This is a genomic window from Pseudomonas sp. 313, assembly GCF_000316965.1.
In the GTDB taxonomy this organism is placed as follows: Bacteria; Pseudomonadota; Gammaproteobacteria; order Pseudomonadales; family Pseudomonadaceae; genus Chryseomonas; species Chryseomonas benzopyrenica.
On the sequence record NZ_ANBZ01000079.1, the window covers coordinates 219649 to 238985 of the forward strand.

Below are 19337 nucleotides of genomic sequence, written 5' to 3' on the forward strand. Positions count from 1 at the left end.
GGGCTTTTTTATGCCTGCGTTTTGCGTCGCTAGGCCCCTGCGGGGCAATGTCTTACCATAAGCGCCCTTTCCTGGCTGACTGCACGGCGCAACACCTTGATGGAACGCAAGATTCTGGTGACAGGGGCGGGGGGCTTCGTTGGCGCGGCCCTGGTCCGGCAACTACAGGCCAAGGGCTATTCGGTGGTCGCGGCGCAACGTCAGGTGGCAGCTGCCTCCGACGACGGCAAGGTCACTCCGGTGATTCGCGAGTTGTCCGCCGCTACCGATTGGTCCGCGCCTCTGACAGGGGTGGATACCGTCATCCACCTCGCCGCCCGCGTCCACCAATTGGGCGAGCAGCCCGGCGCAGCCAGCGAGGCGCGCTACGACGAGGTGAATCGGGCGGCAACTCTCAAGTTGGCCCGGGATGCCCAGGCTGCCGGCGTCCGTCGCTTCATCTTCGTCAGCAGCATCAAGGTCAATGGTGACTGGACCCTTCCCGGCAAGCCCTTTCGCGCTGACGATCTTCCCGCACCCACCGATGCCTACGCGCGTTCCAAGGCCGCTGCCGAACAGCAGCTGTTGGCGCTGATGGCCGAGACCGGGCTGGAAGTGGTCATCGTGCGTCCACCGCTGATCTACGGGCTTGGGGTAAAGGCCAATGTGGCCCGCCTGCTGGACACCCTGGCGCGGGGAGTGCCGCTTCCTTTGGGAGGCATTCGGCACAACAGGCGTAGCCTGCTCGCATTGGAGAATCTGCTCGATCTGTTGATCCTGTGCATCGCGGAGCCCAAGGCAGCAGGTGCCATCCTGCTGGTCAGCGACGATGACGATCTTTCCACCGCCGAGTTGCTCGAAGCCCTCGGTGAAGGCCTGGGCCGGAAACCCCGGCTGATCGCCGTTCCGTCTGCCTGGCTCGAATGGGGCGCCAGATTGCTGGGGCGGAGTGCGGTGGCGCAGCGTCTCTGTGGGTCGCTGCAGGTCGACATCCAGCCCACCAAGGCCTTGCTGGGCTGGCAGCCCCCGCTGTCGGCACGCGCCGCCTTGCGTGCGCTGGGCGCGCAACGGGTCGGTGCGGAGGGCCGGAAATGATGCTGCTCCTATTGCTCCTATTGCTCCTGGCCGGCGGCTGCAGCTGGCTAGGCACGGCGGCGCTCCGCCGCTATGCCCTGTCCGGTGGCCTGCTGGATGAACCCAATGCCCGCAGTTCGCACCAGGTTCCGACCCCGCGCGGTGGCGGTCTGGCGATCGTCGTGGTGTTCGTGCTCGGCTGTGTGGTGCTGCAGCTGCTGGGGCAACTCGATGCGGCTTCTTCCGGGGTACTGATCGGGGCGGGATTGCTGGTGGCGGTGCTCGGCTTCGTCGACGATCATCGGCACGTGGGCGCCGGCTGGCGTCTGCTGGGTCACTTCCTGGCGGCGGTCGCTGTCCTGCTGTGGCTGGGCGGCTATGGCGCGCTTCCTGCGCAGCTGTCCGCTGTTCTGGGGCTGCCCGGCTGGCTGGTGATGCCCCTTGGCGTCCTCTATCTGGTCTGGATGCTGAATCTCTACAACTTCATGGACGGCATCGATGGTATCGCCGGCGTCGAGGCGCTCGTCGTCTGTCTGGGCATGGCGCTGATCTATGCCATGACCGGCCATGGCGCCTTGCTGGGCGCACCGCTGCTGCTGGCGGCGGCCGTGGGTGGCTTCCTATGCTGGAATTTTCCGCCCGCGCGCATCTTCATGGGCGATGTCGGCAGTGGTTTTCTCGGTCTGATCCTCGGCATGCTGTCGTTGCAGGCGGCACTGGCCGACCTGGCGCTGTTCTGGGCCTGGCTGATCCTGCTCGGCGTCTTCGTAGTGGATGCGACCTGGACCCTGTTGCGGCGGCTGAGCCGGGGCAAGAAGCCCTATGAAGCCCACCGCACCCACGCCTACCAGTGGGCGTCGCGCCGGCACGGGGCCCATCGCCCGGTGACCCTGGCGGTGCTCGCCATCAACCTGTTCTGGTTGCTGCCTATCGCTTTGCTGGTGGGGCTGGGGCTTTTAAGTGCCATACTGGGGCTCTTGCTTGCCTATGGGCCTTTGCTTTGCCTGGCCCTTCGATACCATGCTGGGACCGATGAGGTAGCCATGGCTGCGCAGTCCACCGGATTCAGGGATTAGGGACACTGACATGTTGCGTGACCACCTGGTCAAGCTGAACCGGCGTACAAAACGAGTCATTCAGGTCGCGGTCGACCTGTTGCTGATCTGGCTCTCGCTCTGGTTGGCCTTCTATCTGCGCCTGGGTTCCGTGCAGATGATCGAGCCCTTCAGCGGGCATGCCTGGCTGTTCATCACTGCGCCGGCCATCGCCATTCCCCTGTTCATCCGCTTCGGCATGTACCGCGCGGTCATGCGCTACCTAGGCAACGACGCTCTGATTGCCATCGCCAAGGCGGTGACGTTGTCGACGCTGCTGCTATCGGTAGTCATTTACTGGTATCGCGATCTACCCGAGATCGTCCCGCGTTCGATGATCTTCAACTACTGGATCGTCAGCCTGATCCTGATCGGCGGCCTGCGTCTCGCGCTGCGCCAGTACTTCCTGGGCGACTGGTATCGCGCTATCACAGTGCCCTTCATCAAGCAGCCGGACGAGTTGCCCCGTGTCGCCATCTACGGCGCCGGCTCGGCGGGCAACCAACTGGTCGCGGCGCTGCGCATGGGCCGGGCCATGCGTCCGGTAGCTTTCATCGACGATGACAAGAGCATCGCCAATCGCATCATCGCCGGGCTCAAGGTCTACACTCCCAAACACATCCAGCAGATGATCGACGAGACGGGCGCCGAGGAGATCCTCTTGGCGATACCCTCCGCTACGCGTGCACGCCGGCGCGAAGTACTTGGGCTGCTGGAACCCTATCCGCTGCACGTCAGAACCGTGCCGCGGATCAGCGACCTGGCCTGCGGCAAGGTGCAGGTAGACGATCTCCAGGAGGTCGACATCGCCGATTTGCTGGGTCGGGATCCCGTTACCCCCCGGCCCGAACTCTTCGCGCGCTGCATCACCGGTCAGGTGGTCATGGTGACCGGGGCAGGGGGCTCCATCGGCTCCGAGCTGTGCCGGCAGATCATCGGCCAGAAGCCGCGCACCCTGATCCTGCTCGACCATGCCGAATTCAATCTCTACAGCATCCACCGCGAGCTGGAGGCCTATATCCAGCGCGAAGCCCTGCCGGTCACCCTGGTGCCGGTGCTGGGTTCCATCCGCAACGCGCCGCTGCTCCTGCAGGTGATGCGACACTGGAAGGTCGCCACGCTTTACCACGCGGCCGCCTACAAGCACGTGCCCATGGTCGAGCACAACATCGCCGAGGGTTTCGGCAACAACGTGCTGGGTACCCTCAATGCCGCCCAGGCGGCCATCCAGGCCGGCGTGACCAGCTTCGTGTTGATCTCCACCGACAAGGCGGTACGGCCTACCAACATCATGGGCAGTACCAAGCGCCTGGCCGAGATGATCCTGCAGGCGCTCAGCCGTGAAGCGGCGCCTGTGCTGCATGGTCAGGCCGACGGCATCCACCAGGTCAATCGCACCCGCTTCACCATGGTGAGATTCGGCAACGTGCTAGGTTCGTCCGGTTCGGTCATCCCGCTGTTCCGGACCCAGATCCGCAAGGGCGGGCCGGTCACCGTCACCCATCCCAAGATCACGCGCTTCTTCATGACCATCACCGAGGCCGCCCAACTGGTCATCCAGGCGGGCGCCATGGGCGAGGGGGGAGATGTCTTCGTGCTCGACATGGGCGAGCCGGTGCGCATCGTCGAACTGGCCGAGCAGATGATCAAGCTGTCGGGCCTGAGCGTACGCTCGCCCACCAATCCCCATGGTGATGTCGCCATCGAGTTCACCGGGCTGCGACCCGGTGAAAAGCTCTATGAAGAGTTGCTCATCGGTGACGATGTCAGTCCGACCTCCCATCCGAAGATCATGCGCGCCAGTGAAGATTTCCTGGCCTGGGATGCCTTTCGCACCGCCCTCGTCGAGCTCAATCGCGCGATCGAGGCGGGTGATTACCTTCGCGTCCGGCAGCTGTTGCGCGACACCGTCGCCGGCTATTCGCCAGAGGGAGACATCGTCGACTGGCTGCACGGCAAGAGATCCATCGAGTGATCCCGTCCACGCTTTCCCTCGGCCTGGATTTGAAGCCGAGCACAGAAGCGGCAGCCTCCCAGCGCTAGGCTGAACTTTCTTTTCCTGCCACTGTTTAACTCAGGTCTTTGGGTGCATGGCTGTGGCTGTGACCCGAGCCAGGGATGGCTGCGCCGTCCTCCGATGTCTCGTCCGCAGCGCCGGGCGCGATGATGTACAAATCGATATAGGCAGGATTCAGGATGAAGGTACTGGTAACAGGTGGCGCGGGTTTCATTGGTTCCGCCGTGGTACGTTTTCTTATCAACGAAACCCAATGCAAGGTTGCCAACGTCGACAAGCTGACGTACGCCGGTAACGTGGACTCCCTGGCCGAAGTCGCCGACTCCGACCGCTACGAATTCCACCAGGTGGACATCTGCGACTTCGCCGCCCTGCAGCAGGTCTTCGTGTCCTTCCAGCCCGATGTCGTCATGCACCTGGCTGCCGAGTCCCACGTGGACCGCTCCATCGAGGGCCCTGCCGCCTTCATCCAGACCAATGTGGTCGGCACCGGTGTCATCCTGGAAGTGACCCGCGCCTACTGGAACGAGTTGGCGCCGGAAGCCAAGGCCGCCTTCCGTTTCCACCACATCTCCACCGACGAGGTCTACGGCGACCTGCACGGTACCGATGACCTCTTCACCGAGACCACCCCCTATGCGCCGAGTTCGCCCTATTCGGCCAGCAAGGCCGGCAGCGACCACCTGGTGCGTGCCTGGGGCCGGACCTACGGTCTGCCGGTGCTAGTGACCAACTGCTCGAACAACTACGGCCCCTATCACTTCCCCGAGAAGCTGATTCCCCACGTCATCCTCAATGCCATCCACGGCAAGCCGCTGCCGGTCTATGGCGACGGCTCCCAGGTGCGTGACTGGCTGTTCGTCGAAGACCATGCTCGCGCCCTCTACACCGTGGTGACTCAGGGCGAGATCGGTGAGACCTACAACATTGGCGGTCACAACGAGAAGCGCAACCTGCAGGTCGTCGAGACCATCTGCGACCTGCTCGAAGAGCTGGCTCCGCAGAAGCCCGAAGGCGTCGAGCGCTATCGCGACCTGATCACCTTCGTCAAGGACCGTCCCGGTCACGACATGAGATACGCCATCGACGCCAGCAAGATCGGTCGCGAACTGGGCTGGACGCCGGAAGAGACCTTCGAGACCGGCATGCGCAAGACCGTAACCTGGTACCTGAATAATCGTGAGTGGTGGCAGCGGGTACTGTCCGGCGCCTATCGCCTCGAACGTCTCGGCGACGCCGTTTAACGATCCTATCGCGGGCACGCCTGCAGGCGTGTCCGACCGACAGCAACAGTCAATTTTCAGAGGACGATTGCCATGAGCAAATACAAGGGAATTCTGCTGGCCGGTGGCTCCGGTACCCGTTTGCACCCCATTACCCTGGGCGTGTCCAAACAGTCGCTGCCGATCTACGACAAGCCCATGATCTACTATCCGCTGTCCGTGCTGATGCTGGCCGGTATTCAGGAAGTCCTGATCATCTCGACGCCGGCCGACCTGCCCGGCTTCCAGCGCATGCTCGGTGACGGCAGCCACTTCGGCATGCAGCTGAGCTATGCCGAGCAGCCCAGTCCGGACGGCCTGGCTCAGGCCTTCATCATCGGTCGCGAATTCGTCGGCGATGACAACGTCTGTCTGGTCCTGGGCGACAACATCTTCTACGGTCAGCGCTTCAGCGAGACGCTGCTCAAGGCGGCGAGCGTGGAGAAGGGCGCCACCGTCTTCGGCTACTACGTGGCCGACCCCGAGCGTTTCGGTGTGGTCGAGTTCGACGAGCAGGGCAAGGCCCTGAGCATCGAAGAGAAGCCCAAGAAGCCGAAATCCAACTACGCCGTCACCGGTCTGTATTTCTACGACAACGACGTGCTGGACATCGCTGCCAACATCAAGCCGTCGCCCCGCGGCGAGCTGGAAATCACCGACGTCAACAACGAGTACCTGCGCCGTGGCTCGCTGAACGTTTCCCTGCTGGGTCGTGGTTTCGCCTGGCTGGATACCGGTACCCACGATGCCCTGCTGGAAGCCGGCCATTTCGTCCAGACCATCGAGAAACGCCAGGGCCTGAAGGTCGCCTGCCTCGAAGAGATCGCCTTCCAGAAAGGCTGGATCACCTGCGAGCAGATGGCATTGCAGGCCGAAGCCCTGAGCAAGACCGGCTACGGCCAGTACCTGGCCCGTTTGTGCAAGGAGCAGGACTGATGCAGGTCTTCGACACCGCGATCCCGGACGTCAAGCTGATCGAACCCAAGGTCTTCGGTGACGACCGCGGCTTCTTCCTGGAGTCCTTCCAGGCGGAGCGCTATGCCCAGCAGGCGGGGATCACCCTGGCCTTCGTCCAGGACAACCATTCGCGTTCCGCCCGGAACGTGCTGCGTGGTCTGCATTTCCAGCGCAGCAAACCGCAAGGCAAGCTGGTGCGCGTCGTGCGCGGCGAGGTGCTGGACGTGGCCGTCGACATCCGTCGTGGTTCGCCGACCTTCGGCAACGTGGTCGCCGAGATCCTCTCGGAAGACAACAAGCGCCAGCTCTGGATACCGCCGGGCCTCGCCCACGGCTTCGTGGTGCTGTCGGAAACCGCTGATTTTGAATACAAGTGCACAGATTATTACGATCCCTCTGATGAAGGGTCTTTGATCTGGAATGATCCGGATCTGAATATCGACTGGCGGGTAACGGATCCCATCCTGTCCGCCAAAGATGCACAAGGTCTTCGATTGGCGGAGCTGTATAGATGAAGATACTGGTTACCGGCGCGAACGGTCAGGTCGGACGTTGTCTGACCGACCGGCTTCAGCGTTCAGAACTGGCATGGGAGGCCCATGGACGTGCCACTCTGGATATCGCTGACGAAGGCTCGGTAACCAGCCATCTCGAGCGATTCGCGCCGGACGTCGTGATCAATGCGGCCGCCTACACGGCGGTCGACAAGGCCGAGCAGGAGCCGGAGATCGCCGCCCGTGGCAATATCGAAGGTCCCGCAGTTCTGGCCCAGGCCTGCGGCGCTGCCGGTATCGCGCTGCTGCATCTGTCCACCGACTATGTCTTCGACGGTACGGCGACCGAGCCCTACCAGGTCGAGGATCCAGTCAGCCCCTCCGGGGTCTACGGCATGACCAAGCTGGAAGGGGAGAATCGGGTGTTCTCCGCTTGCCCGCGCTCGGTGGTGCTGAGAACAGCCTGGGTATTCAGCGAACACTGCAACAACTTTCTCAAGACCATGCTGCGACTTGCCGCCGATCGCGACGAATTGCGCGTGGTCAGCGATCAGGTGGGTTGCCCGACCTATGCTGGCCATATCGCCGACGCCCTGTTGCAGATCGCCGTCCAGGCTAAGGCTCAGCCCGAGCAGGTGGCCTACGGGCTCTATCACTTCGGTGGCGACAGCGGCCTGAGCTGGTGCGACTTCGCGCGCTACATCATCGATGCCGGCCAGGAGCTGGGCATGCTGGAGCGCGCGCCGCTGATCACTGGCATCGCCACCTCCGAGTTTCCCACCCTGGCCAAGCGCCCAGCCTATTCCATGCTGGATTCCAGCGCCCTGGAGCAGCATTTCGCTATCCCGCCCAGCGACTGGCGCCAGGGTGTGCGCCAGACCCTGCTGGCGCTCAGGACCGAGCGCGCCCAGGCAGGGTCGCTGGTGAGTTGACCGCCTGATCCTTTGCGTTAAGCTCCTCGAATCAAACAGCGGAACAAGGAGGTTCCTCTATGAGATTCATCTGGATAGTGACGTTGCTGGCCCTGCTCAGTCCCTGGGCGGGTGCTTGCGAGCCCAGCGCGATTGCCGCGACCAAACCTGCCGACCCGGCGCCGCTGAACATCAATGTCGCCGACGCCACCGCGCTGCAACGGCTGCGGGGTATCGGGGCGGTCAAGGCACAAGCCATCGTCGACCATCGCCAAGCCCATGGCGCCTTTACCTCGGTGGACGAGCTGCTCGAGGTCAAGGGCATCGGCAAGGCCCTGCTGCAGCGCAACCGTGAACTCCTCAGCGTCGACTGATTTTCGGCAAACTTTAACCGGTTCTCGGCACCTTTCTACCAAGCCATTGTTTTAGCTGGATTTTTAGGATCTGGCACAGGCATTGCTCTATCTCTGACACGAGTGGGTACGGCGTCAATTTCCCGTGCCAGAGGAGCAGAGCAAAATGGTTCAAGGTGTCGAGTTCAATCGGTTGATGCTGGAAATGCGCTCCATGCAGACCGAAGCCATGGCCCGGTCGAAAGCCGTCGCAGCGCCTGCTGCCGGCGCGGAACAGGTCCAGGGTCCGAGCTTCGCCGACATGCTCAGCAAGGCCGTGGGCTCCGTCAACGAGACCCAGCAGACCGCCGGCGAGATGGCCAAGGCCTTCGAGCTGGGTCAGGGTGGCGTCGACCTCACTCAAGTCATGATCGCTTCGCAGAAGGCCAGCGTTTCCGTGCAGGCCTTGACCCAGGTACGCAACAAGTTCGTGCAGGCGTACCAAGACATCATGCAAATGTCGATTTGAGGACGGTCTAGAAAATGGCTGACGCTCTTACCAACGCCCCCGTCCCCACGACCAAGCCCGAGGCTGAAGACAAGCCCAAGAAGTCGCTGCTGGGTCTCAGCTTTCTCGACAACCTGGCCGACATGCCGCTGCTGCGGCAGATGGGGCTGCTGATCGGCCTCGCCGCCAGCGTCGCCCTGGGTTTCGCCGTGGTGCTCTGGACCCAGCAGCCGGACTATCGGCCGCTGTACACCAGCATGAATGGTCTCGACGCGAATCAGGTGCTGCAGGCCCTGGGCGCGGCCGACATCGGCTACAAGGTCGATCCGAATTCCGGTGCCCTGCTGGTCAAGTCCGATGACATTGGCCGCGCGCGCATGAAGATGGCCGCAGCCGGCATCACCCCCTCCGATGGCAATGTCGGCTTCGAACTGCTGGACAAGGAGCAGCCGCTGGGCACCAGCCAGTTCATGGAGGCGGCCAACTATCGTCGTAGCCTGGAAGGCGAACTGGCCCGGACCATCTCCAGTCTCAATGGCATCAAGGGCGCCCGGGTACACCTGGCGATCCCGAAGAGTTCGGTGTTCGTCCGCGACGAGCGCAAGCCGAGCGCTTCTGTGCTGGTCGAGATGTATCCCGGCCGTACCCTGGATGCCGGTCAGGTCATGGCCATCATCAATCTGGTCGCCACCAGCGTGCCGGAACTGGACAAGTCCCAGGTCACCATCGTCGACCAGAAGGGGCAATTGCTGTCCGATCAGCAGAATCTTTCCGAGCTGTCGATCGCCGGCAAGCAGCTGGACTACACCCGCAAGATGGAAGGCTCCCTGACTCAGCGCGTGCAGAACATCATGCAGCCGGTGGTGGGCAACGGTCGCTTCAAGGCCGAAGTGGCTGCCGATGTGGACTTCAATGCCGTAGAGTCGACCTCCGAGCAGTTCAACCCGGATCAGCCGGCGCTGCGCAGCGAGCAGCAGAACAGCGAGCAGCGTCAGACTTCCGGCGGCGGCGCCCAGGGCGTGCCCGGTGCCCTGTCCAACCAGCCACCCGGTCCGTCCTCGACCCCGGAAAAGGCCGGTGCCCAGGGTGGCGGCGCCAACTACATCGCGCCGGGTCAGCCGCTGCGCGACGCCAATGACCAGTACATCTACGACAGCAAGACCAGCCTGCCGGCGACCCTGCCGTACCCGACCGACAAGCGTGAGCAGAACACCCGTAACTACGAGCTTGACCGCAGCATCAGCTATACCCGTCAGCAGCAGGGTCGTCTGCGTCGGCTTTCCGTCGCGGTGGTGCTGGACGATCAGGTCAAGGTCGATGCGGCCGGCAAGGTCAGCCATCAGCCCTGGACCCCCGAAGACCTGGCTCGCTTCACCCGCCTGGTGCAGGATGCCGTGGGCTTCGACGCCAGCCGTGGCGACAGCGTGAGCGTGATCAATGCGCCCTTCGCCCCGGTGCAGCAGGAAGAGATCGAGAGCATTCCCTTCTACCAGCAGCCCTGGTTCTGGGGGGTGATCAAGCAGGCCCTCGGCGTCCTCTTCATCCTGGTGCTAGTCTTTGGGGTGCTGCGTCCGGTGCTGAAGAATCTGTCCGGCGGCAACACCAAGGACGCCGCCGCCCTGGCCGCTGCCGGTGGTGCCGGGGCCCTGGGTGCCGGTGGTCTGGATGGCCTGTCGGACGATCTGGCCGACGACAAGGTGAGCCTGGCCGGTCCGGCACCGCTGTTGCTGCCGAGCCCGAGCGAGGGCTATGACGCTCAACTGACCGCCATCAAGCAGCTGGTCAACGATGATCCGGGCCGTGTCGCCCAGGTAGTGAAGGATTGGATCAATGGCGACGAATGAAGCGCAACTTTCCAAGGTAGAGAAGGCCGCCATCTTCCTCCTGTCGCTGGGCGAAGCCGATGCCGCGCAGATCCTGCGCCACATGGGGCCCAAGGAGGTGCAGAAGGTCGGTACCGCCATGGCCCAGATGCGCAACGTCAACCGCGAGCAGGTCGAGCGGGTGCTGGGCGACTTCATCGAGGTGGTGGGCGACCAGACCAGTCTGGGCGTGGGCGCCGATGGCTACATCCGCAAGATGCTCACCCAGGCGCTGGGCGAAGACAAGGCCAGCGGCTTGATCGACCGCATCCTGCTGGGCGGCAACACCAGCGGCCTGGACAGCCTGAAGTGGATGGAGCCGCGCGCCGTGGCCGACGTTATTCGCTATGAGCACCCGCAGATCCAGGCCATCGTGGTGGCCTACCTGGATCCCGACCAGGCCGCCGAGGTGCTCGGGCACTTCGATCACAAGGTGCGCCTGGACATCGTCCTGCGCGTCTCCTCGCTGAACACCGTGCAACCGGCGGCGCTCAAGGAACTCAACCTGATCCTGGAGAAGCAGTTCTCCGGCAGCGCCAGCACCACCCGTACCGCGCTGGGCGGCGTGAAACGCGCCGCCGACATCATGAACTATCTGGACAGCTCGGTCGAAGGCCCGCTGATGGAGGCGATCCGCGACGCGGACCAGGATCTGTCGGGGCAGATCGAGGACCTGATGTTCGTCTTCGACAATCTGGCCGACGTCGACGATCGTGGCATCCAGGCGCTCTTGCGGGAGGTGTCTTCCGATGTGCTGGTGCTGGCGCTCAAGGGCGCCGACGACGGCATCAAGGAGAAGTTCTTCCGCAACATGTCCAAGCGCGCGGCGGAACTGCTGCGCGACGATCTGGAGGCCAAGGGCCCGGTGCGGCTCTCCGAGGTGGAGGGGGCGCAGAAGGAGGTGCTCGCCGTTGCCCGCCGCATGGCCGACGCCGGCGAGATCGTCCTCGGTGGCAAGGGTGGCGAGGAAATGGTCTGACGGCTTGCAAGGATTGGCCTGTGCTTTGCTAAGGTCTGGTCAGTAGCGGTTTTCTGACGGACAGGTAATGAGCAAAGAAGCGGCAAGCGAACTGATCAGAGCGCGGGACCTGGAAGCCTTCGATGTCTGGCGCCTGCCAGCCTTCGACAGCTTCGACGAGCCCGAGGTGATCCCAGCGCCCACCGCTGCCGAGCCCGAGGCCCAGCCGGAACCCCAGATCGAAGAGGTACCGGCCGAAGAGGTCCAGCCGATCACCCTCGAAGAGCTGGAGGCGATCCGTCAGGAGGCCTACAACGAGGGCTTCGCCACCGGCGAGCGTGACGGCTACCACGCTGGCCAGCTCAGGGCGCGCCAGGAAGCCGAGGCGGCGCTGGCTGCCCGGCTGGCCAGCCTGGAAACCCTGATGAGTCATCTGCTCGATCCCATCGGCGAGCAGGACCAGGCCCTGGAGGCCGGCATGGTGCAGCTGGTCCGGCACATCACCCGCGAGGTCATCCAGCGCGAACTCACGCTAGACTCCAGTCAATTGGTTCAGGTGGTGCGCACGGCGCTGAAGCTGCTGCCCATGGGGGCCGAGAACATCCGTATCCAGGTCAGCCCCCAGGACTTTGAATTGATGAAGGCCCTGCGCGATCGCCACGAGGAAAAATGGCGCATCCTCGAAGACGAGACCCTGATGCCCGGCGGCTGCCGTATCGAGACCGAGAGCAGCGTCATCGATGCCAGCATCGAGACCCGTCTGACCCAGGCCCTGACCCAGCTGGCCGAACAGCAGCGCCACCAGGCGACCCAGCCCCAGGAAGCCGATCTGCACATCGACATCGAGGATGCCTCCCATGCGTCTTGAGCGTCTGAGTTTCGAACGCCGCCTCAGCGGTTACGATGAAGCCATCCGGGTCGAGCAGCAGCCGGTGATCGAAGGCCGCCTGTTGCGCATGGTCGGTCTCACCCTGGAGGCCGAAGGCCTGCGCGCCGCCGTTGGCAGCCGCTGCCGACTGATCAATGGCGGTGGCTACCAGCCCGTGGAAGTCGAGGCCGAGGTGATGGGCTTCAACGGCAACAAGACCTTTCTCATGCCGGTGGGCAGCCTGGCCGGCATCGCCCCCGGCGCCCGGGTGGTGCCCGTGCCGGATACCGGCCGCCTGCCCATGGGGATGTCCATGCTCGGCCGCGTACTGGATGGCCTGGGCAATGCCCTGGACGGCAAGGGCCGCATGCGTGCCGAAGACTGGGTGCCGATGGATGGTCCCACCATCAACCCGCTCAAGCGTGAGCCCATCAGCGAGCCCCTGGATGTCGGCATCCGCAGCATCAACGGTTTGTTGACGGTGGGTCGCGGCCAGCGTCTCGGTCTGTTCGCCGGTACCGGCGTGGGCAAGAGCGTGCTGCTCGGCATGATGACCCGGCTGACCAAGGCCGAGATCATCGTGGTCGGGCTGATCGGCGAGCGGGGCCGCGAAGTGAAGGAATTCATCGAGCACATCCTTGGCGAGGAGGGCATCAAGCGGGCCGTGGTCGTGGCTTCGCCGGCGGACGATGCGCCCCTGCTGCGCCTGCGCGCGGCCATGTACTGCACCCGCATCGCCGAATACTTCCGCGACAAGGGCAAGAACGTGCTCCTGCTGATGGATTCCCTGACCCGCTATGCCCAGGCGCAGCGGGAGATCGCCCTGGCCATCGGCGAGCCGCCGGCGACCAAGGGCTACCCTCCGTCGGTGTTCGCCAAGCTGCCGCGCCTGGTGGAGCGGGCCGGCAACGCAGAAAAAGGTGGGGGTTCGATCACGGCGTTTTATACTGTGCTCTCGGAAGGCGACGACCAGCAGGATCCCATCGCCGACTCGGCGCGTGGCGTGCTGGATGGTCACTTCGTGCTGTCGCGGCGGCTGGCCGAGGAAGGGCACTATCCGGCGATCGACATCGAGGCGTCCATCAGCCGGGTCATGCCCCAGGTGGTCAGCCCGGAGCATCTGCGCAACGCCCAGCGCGTCAAGCAGCTCTGGTCGCTCTATCAGCAGGCCAAGGACCTGCTCAGCGTCGGTGCCTATGTACCCGGCGGGAATGCCGAAACCGATCTGGCGATCGCCCGCTATGCGCCCATGCAGCAGTTCCTGCGTCAGGGCCTGCGCGAGAGCGAATCGCTGGAGCAGAGTTCCGCCAATCTCCAAGCCGTATTGGGAGGCTGATAGATCATGAAAGGCAGAGCCGAACGTCTGGGGCCGGTGGTGGAGATGAGCGAACGCGACGAGCGCGATGCCGCCCAGCGCCTGGGGCAGTGCCAGCAGCAGCTGGCCCAGGCCGAGTTCAAGCTGGGGGAATTGCAGCGCTATCGCGAGGATTACCAGCAACGGCTGGTGGTCAACGGCAGCCGTGGTGTCACCGGACAATGGCTGATCGGCTATCAGCGCTTTCTCAGCCAGCTGGAAGAGGCGATTGGTCAACAGGAGCGTAACGCCCAATGGCACCGCGACGTGGTGGCCAAGGCGCGCACCCAGTGGCAGGAGCGTTATGCTCGTCTCGAAGGCCTGCGCAAGCTGGTCGAGCGCTATCGCCAGGAGCAGCGCCTGGTCGAGGACAAGCGCGAGCAGAAACAGATGGACGAGTACGCCCAGCGGGCCCGTTCGACCTATATATAGGCCGGGCCTTGCCCCTCGTCCCTTGTCTTAGCCAGTGAGAATGCCGATGTTTTCCTCCCACCTCGATCCGGAAACGCTCGCCGCCCTGCGCGACTGCATGGAGGAGGAGTACGTCGACCTCATCGAAACCTTTCTGGTCGATTGCGAAGAGCGTATCGCCGAGCTCAAGCGTAGCGTGATCGGTGCTGATGCTGAGCAGGTTCGTCAGCTGGCACACAGCTTCAAGGGCAGTGCCGGCAACATGGGCGCAGCGCCTCTGGCGCAGCTGTGTCGGGAGGTGGAGGAGGGCGCTCGGCGGCGGGCCTCCACCGCCGAGCTGGCCATGGGCATCTCCGCCATGGAGCGCGAATTCGCCATTGTCCGCATCCTGTTCAAGGTCGAGCGGCAACGCTACGCCGGCTGACTCGTCAAAGCGCTGGCGTTTGCGGCTGGCGCGTAACTTGCTAGGTATCCGAAAACCCGTCGTTCGGAGCTTTCCATGGCAGTCGTGCCCGATTTCCTTCTGAATACCGCCACCTCTCCAGCCGCTACCGGCAGGGCAGCGGCCAAGACCCCTTCCCAGGATCGCCCGGCGGCGCAGGAGCGGTTCGCCGACGTCTTTGCCCAGGAGCAGCCGCGGGAGCCGGCGCGCAGCGAAAAGCCGCGCGATACCAGCGATAGCAAGGCGCCCAGCCAGGCGCGCAAGAGCGAATCCGGGCGTGCCCGGGATGCCGATGACCAGACGCCACGCGCTGCTGATGACGACCGCACGGCGGACGCCAAGCCCCAGGCCGACAGCACCGCCAAGAGCGGCGAGCAATCGGCAGCCGCCACCGACGACAGCGGCAAGGCCTTGCCGGTGGCCAAGGACGAAGACGCCAAGGCGCCGCTCGATGCGGTACTGGATCCGCTGTTCATGTTCGGTATGACCGGTCAGCTCCCGCAGCCGGTAGCCGTGCCGGTGGCGACCGCCCAGGCCCCGACCGGGACGACCGCCGAAGCGACCACCACCGCCACCGCTACCGAGACCCCTGATCCGACAGCGGTGCTGGGCGGCGCCTTGGCCTCTGCCATTCCGGGAACCGCCACGGGAGTGGCGGCTGGCGCAACGGCCACCGCGACCAAGACCGGCGAGCAGCAGGCGCCGGATGCCGGCTTGGCGCAACTGCTGGGTCAGCTGCCTCAGGCTCAGGGTGATGCCAACAAGGCCGCCACCAACGCCAACAACCTGGCAGCAACGCAGCTGCAGGGGCTGTTGCCAGGGGATGGTACGCCCGCCCCCGCAGCGGATCAGGCGGCCAGCGCTGCGCTGGTCGCGGTCTTGGATCAGGGGGATGGCCAGGACGCGGCGGTACCGAGCAAGGCCGAGGCCTTTGCCGATAAACTCACCTCCCTATCGCAAGCGCTCAGTACGCCCGCGGCGACGGCTCGCCCGGTCACCGCCACTGTGCCTGGCCAGCCGCTCAGTCCGCAGGCCGGCAACTTCAGCGAGGCGGTGGTCGACAAGGTCATGTGGATGTCCAGCCAGAATCTCAAGACCGCCGACATCCAGATGGAACCGGCGCAACTGGGCAAGCTGGAGGTGCGCATCGACATGACCCAGGACCAGACCCAGGTCACCTTCGCCAGCCCCCACGCCGACGTGCGCGAGGCCCTGGACAATGGCAGCCAGCGGCTGCGCGAACTCTTCGCTCAGCAGGGCATGAACCTGGCCAACGTCAACGTCTCCGACCAGTCGTCCGGTCAGGCCTGGCAGCAGTCGCAGCAGGGCGGCCAGGACGACGGCTCGCGTCGGGGTCGAGGCGGTGTGGCAGGTGGTGGCGAGGAAGAAGCGGTGGCGAACGTCGCCGAAACGCGCGGCTCGGCCACGCTCGCGGCGCGCAGTCTGGTCGACTACTACGCGTGACAGGCCGCCGGCTGCCAGGTGACAGCCTCGGCCGCACCTGCTATATCCCCTTCGTATCAATAGGTTAGCTGCGTCACTCGGCAAGGGTGACGGGCAGCACAGGATTCGGTCGAGTACTTATGGCGAAGAAGCAGGCCCCTGCGGCAGAGGGTGCAGCCGCAGAAGGCAAGGGCAAGGGCAAGCTCAAACTCATCATCATCATCGTCGTGGCCCTGCTGCTGGTCATCGGGGCCTCGGTGGGCGCGACCTGGTTCCTGCTCGGCAAGAAGAGCGCCGAACCCGAGCACGCGGCGCCGGCCGCGCCGGCGGCACCGGTGCATCTCGCCGCGGTCTACCAGGCGCTGGTGCCAGCCTTCGTGGTCAACTACAACGCTGAGGGTCGTCAGCGCTACATGCAGGTCACGGTCACCCTGATGGGACGCGACCAGGGGCAGATGGATGCGCTCAAGGCGCAATTGCCGCAGGTCCGCAACCAGCTGGTGATGCTGTTTTCCGGCCAGGACTTCAACAGCCTCCTTACCCCGGTGGGCAAAGAGATGCTGCGCCAGCAGGCCACCAGCAAGGTTCAGGAGCTGGCGAAGAAACTGACCGGCCAGACTGCCATCGAACAGGTATTGTTCACCAATCTCGTCCTGCAATAGGTAACACCATGGCCGTGCAAGATCTGCTCTCTCAGGATGAAATCGATGCCCTGCTGCACGGGGTCGACGATGGCATCGTCGAGACCGAGACCGATGCCGAGCCGGGCACCATCAAGGGCTATGACCTCACCAGCCAGGATCGCATCGTCCGCGGACGCATGCCGACTCTGGAAATGATCAACGAACGCTTCGCCCGCTACACCCGGGTCAGCATGTTCAACCTGCTGCGGCGTTCGGCGGACGTCTCCGTGGGTGGGGTGCAGGTTACCAAGTTTGGCGAGTACATCCATTCGCTATACGTCCCCACCAGCCTCAACATGGTCAAGATGAAGCCACTGCGCGGCACCGCGCTGTTCATCCTTGATGCCCGGCTGGTATTCAAGCTGGTAGACAACTTCTTTGGCGGTGACGGCCGCCACGCCAAGATCGAAGGCCGGGAATTCACCCCCACCGAACTGCGCGTGGTGCGCATGGTGCTCGACCAGTGCTTCGTCGACCTCAAGGAAGCCTGGGGCGCCATGCTCGACTGCCAGTTCGAGTACATGAACTCCGAGGTCAACCCGGCGCTGGCCAACATCGTCAGCCCCAGCGAAGTGGTGGTGGTGAGCACCTTCAACATCGAACTGGATGGCGGTGGCGGCGAACTGCACGTGACCATGCCCTATTCGATGATCGAGCCGATCCGCGAAATGCTCGACGCCGGTTTCCAGTCGGACGTGGACGACCAGGACGAACGCTGGGTCAAGGCCCTGCGCGAGGACCTGCTCGATGTGCGCGTGCCGCTGGAGGCGACGGTTGTCCGGCGCCAACTCAAACTCCGCGATATCCTCAACATGCAGCCCGGCGACGTGATTCCGGTAGAAATGCCGGAGGAGATGCTCATGCGAGCCAACGGCATGCCCACCTTCAAGGTCAAGATGGGCGCGCGCAAGGGCAACCTGGCCCTACAGATTCTCGAACCGGTCAGCCGCGGCCGCTGAGCGACAACCGTTTTCTTGTCCGGGCCGAGGCCCGGCGTAGCACGAGACCCAGACGATGGCAGACAACCCCGAAGAACAAGCCCTGGCGGATGAGTGGGCTGCGGCCCTGGTCGAGGCCGGCGACGCCAGCCAGGACGACATCGACGCCCTGATGGCTCAGGGTACCCAGGTCGAAACTCCCAAGCCGCCCAAGGCGCCGGTGGAAGAATTTGGTCAGAGCAGTGGGGGGTTGGCGGTGAGCGGCATGGAAGGTCCCAACCTGGATGTGATCCTGGACATCCCGGTGACCATCTCCATGGAGGTCGGCCATACCGATATCTCCATCCGCAACCTGCTGCAACTCAATCAGGGCTCGGTCATCGAGCTCGACCGTCTGGCTGGCGAACCGCTGGACGTGCTGGTGAATGGTACGCTGATCGCCCATGGTGAGGTGGTGGTGGTGAACGAGAAATTCGGGATCCGCCTGACCGACGTCATCAGCCCCACGGAACGTATCAAGAAGCTGCGGTGATCCATGAAGAGTCTGCTCCTGCCGCTGGGTCTCCTGCCCCTGACCGCGCGTGCTGCCGAAGCCACTTCACCGGGGCTGGATGTGGGGGCCCAGCTCGGCCAGCTGCTGCTCGGCCTGCTGCTGGTGATCGCGCTGATTCTCGGTCTGGCCTGGCTGGTGCGCCGGGTACAGCAGCAGGGGCCACGCGGCCAGCAGCTGATCAAGGTGATCTCCACCCAGCACCTTGGGCCGCGCGAGCGGCTGGTACTGGTGCAGGTCGGTCAGGAGCAGTTGCTGATCGGCGTCGCCGGGGGGCGCATCACGCCGTTGCACAACCTGCGCGAGCCGGTGCGGCTCGGCGAGACGGAAGCGCCGGCTCCGGAATTCGCCCAGCGCCTGCTGGAACTCATCAGCCGCGATCCCAAGGCGAAACCATGACCCCTTTGCGTCTACCGGCCGGCTCGGGACGTACCCTGGGCTGGTTGCTGGGACTGGCCGTGCTGCTGTTCGCGCCCCTGGCGCTGGCGCAGCAGGCCGGGCAGGCCAATCCGCTGTCGATTCCCGCCATCACCCTGAGTACCAATGGCGAGGGGCAGCAGGAGTATTCGGTCAGCCTGCAGATCCTGCTGATCATGACGGCGCTGAGCTTCATCCCGGCGTTCGTCATGCTGATGACCAGCTTTACCCGCATCGTCATCGTCTTCGCCATCCTGCGCCAGGCGCTGGGGCTGCAGACCACGCCGTCCAACCAGGTGCTGGTGGGCATGGCGCTGTTTCTCTCGCTGTTCATCATGGCGCCGGTGTTCGACCGTATCAACACCACCGCCGTGCAGCCCTATCTCAACGAGCAGCTCAGTGCCCAGGACGCCATCGCCCGGGCCCAGGTGCCGATGAAGGACTTCATGCTGGGACAGACCCGGCAATCGGACCTGGAGCTGTTCATGCGGCTGTCCAAGCGCACCGACATCCCCAGCGCCGATCAGGCACCGCTGTCGATCCTGGTGCCGGCCTTCGTCACCTCCGAACTCAAGACCGCCTTCCAGATCGGCTTCATGATCTTCATTCCCTTCCTGGTCATCGATCTGGTGATCGCCAGCGTGCTGATGGCCATGGGCATGATGATGCTGTCGCCGATGATCATCTCCCTGCCGTTCAAGCTGATGCTGTTCGTGCTGGTGGATGGCTGGGCATTGATCATGGGCACCCTGGCCAGCAGCTTCGGCACCGTCTAGCGGTGCC

21 protein-coding genes are annotated in these 19337 nt (G+C 64.1%); all 21 read left to right on the forward strand.

What is annotated here, in order from left to right:
- Positions 1–99: 99 nt before the first annotated feature.
- The gene (locus tag C722_RS0119155) at positions 100–1074 is read left to right on the forward strand and encodes an NAD-dependent epimerase/dehydratase family protein (RefSeq protein WP_017642061.1); all 975 of its coding nucleotides are present in this window, start codon (positions 100–102) and stop codon (positions 1072–1074) included.
- Positions 1071–2129, forward strand: coding sequence for a glycosyltransferase family 4 protein (locus C722_RS0119160; protein ID WP_017642062.1), 1059 nt, complete (start codon positions 1071–1073; stop codon positions 2127–2129). Before C722_RS0119155 ends, C722_RS0119160 begins: the two co-directional genes overlap by 4 nt.
- Before the next feature lie 10 nt (positions 2130–2139).
- Complete coding sequence (locus C722_RS0119165) at positions 2140–4122, forward strand: nucleoside-diphosphate sugar epimerase/dehydratase (protein ID WP_017642063.1); 1983 nt, start codon at positions 2140–2142, stop codon at positions 4120–4122.
- A 221-nt stretch (positions 4123–4343) separates the two neighbouring features.
- Positions 4344–5408, forward strand: a complete 1065-nt coding sequence (gene rfbB / locus C722_RS0119170) for a dTDP-glucose 4,6-dehydratase (RefSeq protein WP_017642064.1) — start codon at positions 4344–4346, stop codon at positions 5406–5408.
- A gap of 72 nt (positions 5409–5480) precedes the next feature.
- The gene (gene rfbA, locus C722_RS0119175; protein WP_007160390.1) at positions 5481–6362 is read left to right on the forward strand and encodes a glucose-1-phosphate thymidylyltransferase RfbA; all 882 of its coding nucleotides are present in this window, start codon (positions 5481–5483) and stop codon (positions 6360–6362) included.
- A complete protein-coding gene (gene rfbC / locus C722_RS0119180; RefSeq protein ID WP_017642065.1) occupies positions 6362–6898 on the forward strand; it encodes a dTDP-4-dehydrorhamnose 3,5-epimerase in 537 nt (178 codons plus the stop codon). Before rfbA ends, rfbC begins: the two co-directional genes overlap by 1 nt.
- On the forward strand, positions 6895–7809 hold the full coding sequence (gene rfbD / locus C722_RS0119185) for a dTDP-4-dehydrorhamnose reductase (protein WP_017642066.1): 915 nt from the start codon (positions 6895–6897) through the stop codon (positions 7807–7809). Before rfbC ends, rfbD begins: the two co-directional genes overlap by 4 nt.
- Positions 7810–7868: 59 nt before the next feature.
- Complete coding sequence (locus C722_RS0119190) at positions 7869–8162, forward strand: ComEA family DNA-binding protein (RefSeq protein WP_017642067.1); 294 nt, start codon at positions 7869–7871, stop codon at positions 8160–8162.
- Between the two features lie 145 nt (positions 8163–8307).
- Positions 8308–8649 carry a flagellar hook-basal body complex protein FliE gene (fliE, locus tag C722_RS0119195; RefSeq protein WP_017642068.1) on the forward strand — a complete coding sequence of 114 codons (342 nt, stop codon included), beginning with the start codon at positions 8308–8310 and terminating at the stop codon, positions 8647–8649.
- Positions 8650–8663: 14 nt separating this feature from the next.
- Positions 8664–10472, forward strand: a complete 1809-nt coding sequence (fliF, locus tag C722_RS0119200; RefSeq protein ID WP_017642069.1) for a flagellar basal-body MS-ring/collar protein FliF — start codon at positions 8664–8666, stop codon at positions 10470–10472.
- Positions 10459–11469: a flagellar motor switch protein FliG gene (gene fliG / locus C722_RS0119205; RefSeq protein WP_017642070.1), complete on the forward strand. Its 1011-nt coding sequence runs from the start codon at positions 10459–10461 to the stop codon at positions 11467–11469. The genes fliF and fliG overlap by 14 nt, the downstream gene beginning before the upstream one ends.
- 67 nt (positions 11470–11536) lie before the next feature.
- Positions 11537–12316 carry a flagellar assembly protein FliH gene (gene fliH / locus C722_RS0119210; protein ID WP_017642071.1) on the forward strand — a complete coding sequence of 260 codons (780 nt, stop codon included), beginning with the start codon at positions 11537–11539 and terminating at the stop codon, positions 12314–12316.
- The gene (gene fliI / locus C722_RS0119215) at positions 12306–13652 is read left to right on the forward strand and encodes a flagellar protein export ATPase FliI (RefSeq protein WP_017642072.1); all 1347 of its coding nucleotides are present in this window, start codon (positions 12306–12308) and stop codon (positions 13650–13652) included. Before fliH ends, fliI begins: the two co-directional genes overlap by 11 nt.
- 6 nt (positions 13653–13658) lie before the next feature.
- The gene (fliJ, locus tag C722_RS0119220; protein WP_017642073.1) at positions 13659–14102 is read left to right on the forward strand and encodes a flagellar export protein FliJ; all 444 of its coding nucleotides are present in this window, start codon (positions 13659–13661) and stop codon (positions 14100–14102) included.
- 46 nt (positions 14103–14148) lie between these two features.
- Positions 14149–14505 (forward strand): Hpt domain-containing protein, encoded by a 357-nt coding sequence (locus tag C722_RS0119225; protein WP_017642074.1) that lies wholly within the window; start codon positions 14149–14151, stop codon positions 14503–14505.
- Between the two features lie 75 nt (positions 14506–14580).
- Positions 14581–15987 carry a flagellar hook-length control protein FliK gene (locus tag C722_RS0119230; RefSeq protein WP_017642075.1) on the forward strand — a complete coding sequence of 469 codons (1407 nt, stop codon included), beginning with the start codon at positions 14581–14583 and terminating at the stop codon, positions 15985–15987.
- A 119-nt stretch (positions 15988–16106) separates the two neighbouring features.
- On the forward strand, positions 16107–16628 hold the full coding sequence (gene fliL, locus C722_RS0119235) for a flagellar basal body-associated protein FliL (protein WP_017642076.1): 522 nt from the start codon (positions 16107–16109) through the stop codon (positions 16626–16628).
- 8 nt (positions 16629–16636) lie between these two features.
- Complete coding sequence (gene fliM, locus C722_RS0119240) at positions 16637–17608, forward strand: flagellar motor switch protein FliM (protein ID WP_017642077.1); 972 nt, start codon at positions 16637–16639, stop codon at positions 17606–17608.
- Positions 17609–17663: 55 nt separating this feature from the next.
- Positions 17664–18119, forward strand: a complete 456-nt coding sequence (gene fliN, locus C722_RS0119245) for a flagellar motor switch protein FliN (protein WP_017642078.1) — start codon at positions 17664–17666, stop codon at positions 18117–18119.
- A 3-nt stretch (positions 18120–18122) separates the two neighbouring features.
- Positions 18123–18536 carry a flagellar biosynthetic protein FliO gene (fliO, locus tag C722_RS0119250; protein ID WP_017642079.1) on the forward strand — a complete coding sequence of 138 codons (414 nt, stop codon included), beginning with the start codon at positions 18123–18125 and terminating at the stop codon, positions 18534–18536.
- Positions 18533–19330: a flagellar type III secretion system pore protein FliP gene (gene fliP, locus C722_RS0119255; protein ID WP_017642080.1), complete on the forward strand. Its 798-nt coding sequence runs from the start codon at positions 18533–18535 to the stop codon at positions 19328–19330. Before fliO ends, fliP begins: the two co-directional genes overlap by 4 nt.
- Positions 19331–19337 lie beyond the last annotated feature (7 nt).